This window comes from Micromonospora globispora, from assembly GCF_003857015.1.
Lineage (GTDB): Bacteria > Actinomycetota > Actinomycetes > Mycobacteriales > Micromonosporaceae > Micromonospora > Micromonospora globispora.
This window is the reverse complement of sequence record NZ_QGGF01000298.1, coordinates 1-6,335: the sequence shown is the minus strand read 5'-3', so window position 1 is coordinate 6,335 and position 6,335 is coordinate 1. Positions and strand designations below refer to the sequence as shown.

Here is a 6,335-nt window from a genome sequence, read left to right as displayed (position 1 = left end):
GGGCCGGGACCGGGCCGGTCCGCGGGCGACGGTGGCGGCGGGTCGACCGGTACCACCGGGCCGGAGCTGATCGGTGGGGCGGCCGCCGCCACGGAAACCGGCGAGGTCAGCAACGCCGCGAGCCGGTGGCGGACCTGGCGGGCGTCGGTCGGCCGGTCGGCCGGGTCCTTCGCCAGCAGCTCGGACACCAGGGTGTCCAACGCGACCGGTACGTCCGGTCGGCGCTCCCGCAGCGGCGGCGGCGGGTCGTTGACGTGCTGTTGCAGGACGCTCAACGGGTCGCCGGCGAACGGCGGGGCGCCGGCGAGCATTGCGTACAGGGTGCAACCCAGGCCGTACAGGTCGGTGCGCGGGTCCACCGGCCGGCCGAGCGCCTGCTCGGGCGCCATGTACGAGCTGGTCCCCAACTTGGTCGCCGGGCCGGTCAGCGTGTTCTCGCCGGCCACCTGCGGCAGGCGGGCGATGCCGAAGTCGCAGATCTTCACCGTCCCGGACGGCGTGACGATCAGGTTCCCCGGCTTGACGTCCCGGTGGACCACCCCGACGGCATGCGCGGCGGCGATGCCGTCGCAGGTCTGTACGGCGATCGACACCGCCTGCTCGACGGGGAGCGGACCCTGGGCGATCAGCGCCGAGACCGTACGCCCCTCCACCAGCTCCATCACCAGGTAGGAGTCGTTCTCCTCGGTGCCGAAGTCGTACACGGCCACGATGTGTGGGTGGGTCAGCCGCGCTGCCGTCCGCGCTTCGCGGTCGAACCGTTCCGCGGCCATCGGCTCGTCCAGGCCGGCCGCGGAGAGCACCTTGATCGCGACGGGCCGGTCCAGGCGCAGGTCCCGGCCCCGCCACACCTCGCCCATGCCGCCGCTGCCCAGCAGCTCCTCGGACTGGTACCGGCCATTCAGCAGACGCTTCAGCACCACGTCACTTTTTCCCGCCCCGGTCTCCGTTACACGTGCCAGCGGCGGGTGGAGCGGTCGGCGTGCCACTGCCGGCCGCCGGGACGGGGGTCTTCGGACGGGTCATCAGGATCTGCTCGTCGTTGACCATCCCTTCAAGCTAGCCGGAGTGCGGGCCGAACCGTCGGCACCAGCCCGTTGGCCGGCCGGCGTGTACCGGCCGCGCCGCCGTGCCGGGCCGGATGTGCCACCCTGACGCCATGATCATCGGAACCGTGGGTGACACCCCGGAGGACGGCATGGGGCTGGTTCGTCGGCCCGTGGAACTCGGCGGTGCCGCTCGCCGCCGGCGACATGCTCCTGGTCGAGCCCGGCGAGCCCCACACCTTCCTGTCGAGCTCACCGAACTACCTGCACTCTGTCGTCCAGACGCCGTCCGTAGCCGGCGACAAGATGGACCTGTGATCAGGTCTCCCGCTGGATGACCTCGAGGTTGACGAAGCGCGGTTCACCCTTGGCCAGGCCGCGCATCCGCTCGGCGTACCGGCCGGTCTCCGGTTGGGCGCTGTGCGCCATGGCCTGCTCGTAGCTGTCGAACTCGGCGACCACCACGAGGTGCCCGGGCCGCTCCCGGTCCTCTGTCAGGGTCAGCCGGTCCGGGGCGTTCGTCGGTTGCTGCTGTCCCCACTCCTCGATCAGTGCCCGCACGTCCGCGGGGCGGTCCGACTCGTACTCGATGACCTGGACGAAGGCCATGTCGATCACCTCCGTGGGCTGCGTTCCCGTCAGGTCGCCGTCCATGTAACCGGGTTGGCTCCCGCCCATCGGGGTAGGAGAACGGGTAGGAAACCCCCCGAAAGTGAGGTGTCATCCCATGCCGACCGCACGCGAGATCATGACCAGCAACGTGAGCTGTGTCCGGGAACAGGACGACCTCCGGACCGCCGCGCGGCGGATGGCCGAGCTCGGGGTCGGTTCGCTGCCGATCTGCGGCGACGACAACCGGCTCAAGGGCATGCTGACCGACCGGGACATCGTGGTGAAGGTGATCGCCGAGGGCCGCGACCCGGCCGGCGTGACCGCCGGCGAGCTCGCCCAGGGTGAGGCGGTGACCATCGGCGCGGACGACGACGCGGCCGAGATCCTGCGCACCATGGGCAAGTACCAGGTCCGCCGGCTGCCGGTGATCGACGGGCACGACCTCGTCGGCATCGTCGCCGTCGCCGACGTGGCCCGCTCGCTGCCCGAGCGCCCGGTGGGTGACCTCATCGAGGCCATCTCCGAGCGCGGCTGACCCACCGCTCGACCGATCGCCGCCCCCCGACCGCGGGAGGCGGCGATCCGCGTAGGTGGCCTCAGCCGGCCGGGGTCAGCGGCACGGTCTCGCCCCGCAGGATGGTCCGGACCTGCCGGACGAAGCCCCGGCGGCCGGCCTCCTCGACGAAGTGCCGCAGCGGGGAGCGGAACACCGGGTAGTCGTCGTAGTGGCGGAACTCCCGCGACCCGGCGCGTTCCAGATCGACCATCGTTCCCATCACATCGGGCAGCAGCCGGTCCAGGGCACCCGGCCCGTGCTGCCCCGGCAGCGCGGTGAGCCGCAGGGTGGCGTCGCCCCGGTGCAGCTCGTACGACTGCCAAGTGGGCAGCCCCTGCGCCGATCGGAAGCCCCACCGGCGCAGCTTTCGTTCCGCCTGCGGGGTGGTGAGGACGGGCAGGCCCTTGTCCAGCCCGTGACGCGCGACCCGGTCGAAGTGATCGCCGTGCAGGTGGGACAGGACCACCGCGTCCAGCGAGGTCACCTGCGGGTGATCGGTCGCCATGCTTCAGCCGTACCCCCGCCGGGTGCGGCCATGCGGCGGTCAACCCGCCGACCCGGCCTCGCCGCCGCTCGCCGGCGGTCGCACCCCGTGCTGCGGGAGGCGGTCGACCAGTCGGGTCAGCGCGCCGTTGGCGAACGTGGCGCCCAGCGCGGAGCCGGCGGCGATGGACCAGCCCACCGGGCCGAGCGGCGTGCAGCCGAAGAACTGGCTGACCCCCGGCGTCTGCACCACGGCGACCAGCACTCCGATCGAGGCGGCCGTGGAGCCGAGCACGGTGGGGCTGGTCCCGCCCGCCAGCACGGTCTGCCCGAGCTGGGTGCCGACCAGGGAGGCCAGCGCGACCGTGCCGGCCCGCTTTCGCCGCCCGGTCCACCGGGCCAGCGTCCACCCGGCGGTCGCGCCCAGCGTGGTGGCGCCGGCCCGGAGGGCGATTTCCCGGGTCATCGTCTCGCCCAGCGAGGTGTCCGGCCCCTCCCGCAGCAGGTGGTCGGCGCCGTCGGAGGCGGGTGCCCGGACCGCGATGGCCAGCGCCGGGGCCAGGTCGGTGAGCAGGTTGACCAGGAGGAGCTGCCGACCGGTCAGCGCGGACCGACCGGTGGCCCCGGCGGTCAGCACGCTGAACGCGATCTCGCCGAGGTTGCCACCGACCAGGATGCTCAGCGCGTGGCGTACCGAGGACCACATCGCCCGCCCCTCGACCAGCGTGGCGATGATGGTCTCCAGCCGGTCGTCGGTGACCACCAGGTCGGCTGCGGCGCGGGCCGCCGGAGTGCCCCGCTGGCCCAGGGCGATGCCCACGTCGGCCAGCCGGATCGCCGGGGCGTCGTTGGCCCCGTCCCCGGTCATCGCCACCGTCCGGCCGTGCTGCTGCAACGCCTGGATGAGGCGGACCTTGTGCGCCGGTGTGCAGCGGGCCACCACGTCGGTGCGGGTGAGCCGCTCGGCCAGCGCCTCGTCGTCGAGCCGGTCCAGCTCGGCGGCGGTGACCACCCGCTGGCCGTCGTCGTCGGGGCTGATGATCGACGCGATCGCCTCCGCGGTGGCCGGGTGGTCACCGGTGATCATGATGGTGTGCACGCCGGCCTGGCGGATCCGGTGCACCGCCGGCGCGGCGCTCTCCCGTACCCCGTCGGCCAGCGCCAGGAAGCCGACGAAGACCAGGCCCCTGACCTCGTCGTCGGTCACCGTCGGGGCACCGACCGGGCACTCGGCGAGGGCGAGGATCCGGTGACCCGCACCGGCCCGCTCGGCGAGCAGGGCGTGCAGCGCCGCCCGACCCGCGTCGTCCAGCGGCTCGTCACCGTCGGCGGTCCGTCGGGCCGTGCACCGCGGCACCACCGTCTCCGGCGCACCCTTCACGCTGAGCAGCAGCCCGTCCTGGCTCCGCCCGACCGTGGCGTGGTAGCCCCGGGAGGGCTCGAACGGCAGCCCGCCGACCGCCGCCCAGCCCGCCGCGCCGGTCTGCTCCACCACCCCGGCCGTCCCCGCGCCACGCCGTACCGCCCGGTCGGTCTGCTGAGGCAGCTCGTCCGGGTCCGCCGCCGCCGGAGTGGCCCGCAGCGCGGTGGCCAGGGCCAGCCGTAGCCGCTCGTCCAGCCGGTCCGGCGGGGCGTACCGGCCGCCGCCGTCACCCATCCCGGCGAGCAGCAGCTTCCCCTCGGTCAGGGTGCCGGTCTTGTCGAAGCAGAGCACGTCCACCCGGCCGAGCGCCTCGATGGTCCGCGGGTTGCGGACCAGGGCGCCGTGCTCGGCCAGCCGTCGGGCCGCGGCCAGCTGGGCGGCGCTGACCAGGAACGGCAGCCCCTCCGGCACGGACGCGACGGCCAGGTTCGCGGCGGTCGCGGCCGTCTCCGCCAGCGGTACGCCCCGGAGCAGTCCCGCCCCGGCCACCGCCACCGCCGAGCTGGCCGCCAGCGGCACCGCGGCGTTGGTCAGCCGCCCGAGTCGCACCTCCACCCCGCTGGCCGGTGGCGCCTGGCGGGCCAGGGCGAGACTCCGCCCCGCCTCGGTCTCCTCGCCGACGGCGACCACCACGGCGGTGCCGTGTCCGGCCGCCACGGTGGTGCCCTCGTACAGCATCGAATGCCGCTCGGCGACCGCGGCGGCCACCACCGGCTCGTGGGTCTTGCCCACCGGCAGCGACTCCCCGGTCAGCGACGACTCGTCGGCCTCCAGCCCGTCGGCGGTGAGCACCCGGCAGTCGGCGGGGATCGCGTCACCGGGCCCGACCAGGACCACGTCCCCCGGCACCAGTTCGTCCGCGGCGACCACCCGTTCCGCGCCGTCCCGGAGCACCCGGGCGGTCACCGCCGAGCGGGACAGCAGCTCGGCCAGTGAGCGTTCGGTGTTGCGCTGGTGCACCGCGCCGATCAGGGCCGAGCCGCCCACCACCCCGCCGACCAGGGCCGCGTCGACCAGCGATCCGAACGCGGCGGAGAGCACCGCGCCAGCGGCCAGTACCGGGGTGAGCGGGTTGGTCATCTCGTCCACGAAGGCCCGGAGCAGGCCGGTCGGTCCGGGCGCCTCCCCGGTGGCCGCGCCGCGCCGGCGGGCCGCGTCGGCCTCGCTGAGCCCCTCCGGGGTGGTGTCGAGCTGGCGGAGGACCGTCTCCACCGGCATCAGGTGCCAGGCGGTCAGCGTGGGCACGGGTGAGCGGCTCCGGTTGCGCAGCCGGCCGGCCCGCCACACGCCGTGCGCGAAGGCCAGCGCCGAGGCGGCGTTCACCGCGCTCAAGGTCCGTCCGGGAAGCAGTTGCCGCTCGGCGGTGAAGGCGCCCAACGCACCGAGGCCGGTGCCGGCCATCGCGATCCGGATGTTCTGCCGGGTCATCCGGCGGGCCACCCCGGCCGCCTCGATGACCAGCGCCGGGATCCGCAGGTCGGTGCCGACCAGCAGATGCGCACCCCAGGGCGGGAGGTCGTCCGGGCCGGCGACGCCGAGGCCGCAGTCGGCGGCGGCGAGCGCCGCGCGGTCGCCGGAGACCAGCAGCACCACATTGCCGACGCGTTGCAGGCCCCGGACGGTCTCGGCGAGCCGTGGACCGACGGGGAGCACGGCGTCGGCGAAGTCGTACCGGTCGTGGTCCGCACCGGCCACCACCAGCCGCAGTCCGGCCTGCCGGGCGGCGGTCACCAGCGCGTCCACCCCGGGCGCCGGCTCGGGTTCCACCCGGAGCACCGCGGCGAGGGTGTCGCCGTCGGCGAGGCCCAGCAGGATGCCGCCGCCGTCCCGGAGCCGGCGACTCTCCGGGGTGTCGCCGGGATCGTCGGCCTCGATCCGGTCGAGCGGCCCGAGCCGCCAGCCGTCGGCCTGCTGGAGCCTGTCCGCGGCCTCTGGGTCGAAGAGCGCGAACGCCCGGGCGGCGACCTGGCCGGTGTCCGCCCCGGGCAGCGGCGCCAGGTCGGCCAGCACGCCGCGGTCCGAGCCGAGGACGGCGGCGTCCAGCAGCACCAGGTCGATCCGGTCGAGCTGGCGCAGCACGCTCCGGTCCATGGCGATCACGCCGCGGCGGGCCAGCATCCGGCCGAGCCGAGACTGACCGGTACCCCGGAACGGGCTGTCGCCCGGGTACCCGACGGCGAGCGCCCCTGCCCGAAGCCGGACGGCCCGGCGGAGC

General features: G+C 74.8%; 6 protein-coding genes. 2 read left to right on the top strand and 4 right to left on the bottom strand.

Annotation, left to right across the window (positions count from 1 at the left end; genetic code table 11):
• Positions 1 to 920, bottom strand: a 920-nt coding sequence (locus DKL51_RS14835) for a serine/threonine-protein kinase (RefSeq protein WP_148097790.1), incomplete at its 3' end; no start/stop codon positions are given.
• 258 nt (positions 921 to 1,178) lie between these two features.
• Between DKL51_RS14835 and DKL51_RS14830 the strand changes: the two genes are divergently transcribed.
• A complete protein-coding gene (locus DKL51_RS14830; RefSeq protein WP_123827101.1) occupies positions 1,179 to 1,364 on the top strand; it encodes a hypothetical protein in 186 nt (61 codons plus the stop codon).
• Here DKL51_RS14830 and DKL51_RS14825 read toward each other — a convergent pair whose 3' ends face one another.
• A complete protein-coding gene (locus tag DKL51_RS14825; RefSeq protein WP_123809632.1) occupies positions 1,365 to 1,655 on the bottom strand; it encodes an NIPSNAP family protein in 291 nt (96 codons plus the stop codon).
• Positions 1,656 to 1,773: 118 nt separating this feature from the next.
• On the opposite strand from DKL51_RS14825, the gene DKL51_RS14820 reads away from it, so the two are divergent.
• On the top strand, positions 1,774 to 2,193 hold the full coding sequence (locus DKL51_RS14820) for a CBS domain-containing protein (RefSeq protein ID WP_109947217.1): 420 nt from the start codon (positions 1,774 to 1,776) through the stop codon (positions 2,191 to 2,193).
• 61 nt (positions 2,194 to 2,254) lie between these two features.
• Here DKL51_RS14820 and DKL51_RS14815 read toward each other — a convergent pair whose 3' ends face one another.
• Positions 2,255 to 2,719, bottom strand: coding sequence for an MBL fold metallo-hydrolase (locus DKL51_RS14815; protein ID WP_109947216.1), 465 nt, complete (start codon positions 2,717 to 2,719; stop codon positions 2,255 to 2,257).
• Positions 2,720 to 2,758: 39 nt separating this feature from the next.
• The coding region (locus DKL51_RS14810) for an HAD-IC family P-type ATPase (protein WP_124812171.1) at positions 2,759 to 6,335 on the bottom strand (3,577 nt) is incomplete at its 5' end.

Excerpts from the sequence above, each read along its gene's own strand:
- DKL51_RS14820 (WP_109947217.1), top strand. The coding sequence starts at position 1,774 with ATGCCGACCGCACGCGAGATCATGACCAGCAACGTGAGCTGTGTCCGG.
- DKL51_RS14825 (WP_123809632.1), bottom strand. The coding sequence starts at position 1,655 with ATGGCCTTCGTCCAGGTCATCGAGTACGAGTCGGACCGCCCCGCGGAC.
- DKL51_RS14815 (WP_109947216.1), bottom strand. The coding sequence starts at position 2,719 with ATGGCGACCGATCACCCGCAGGTGACCTCGCTGGACGCGGTGGTCCTG.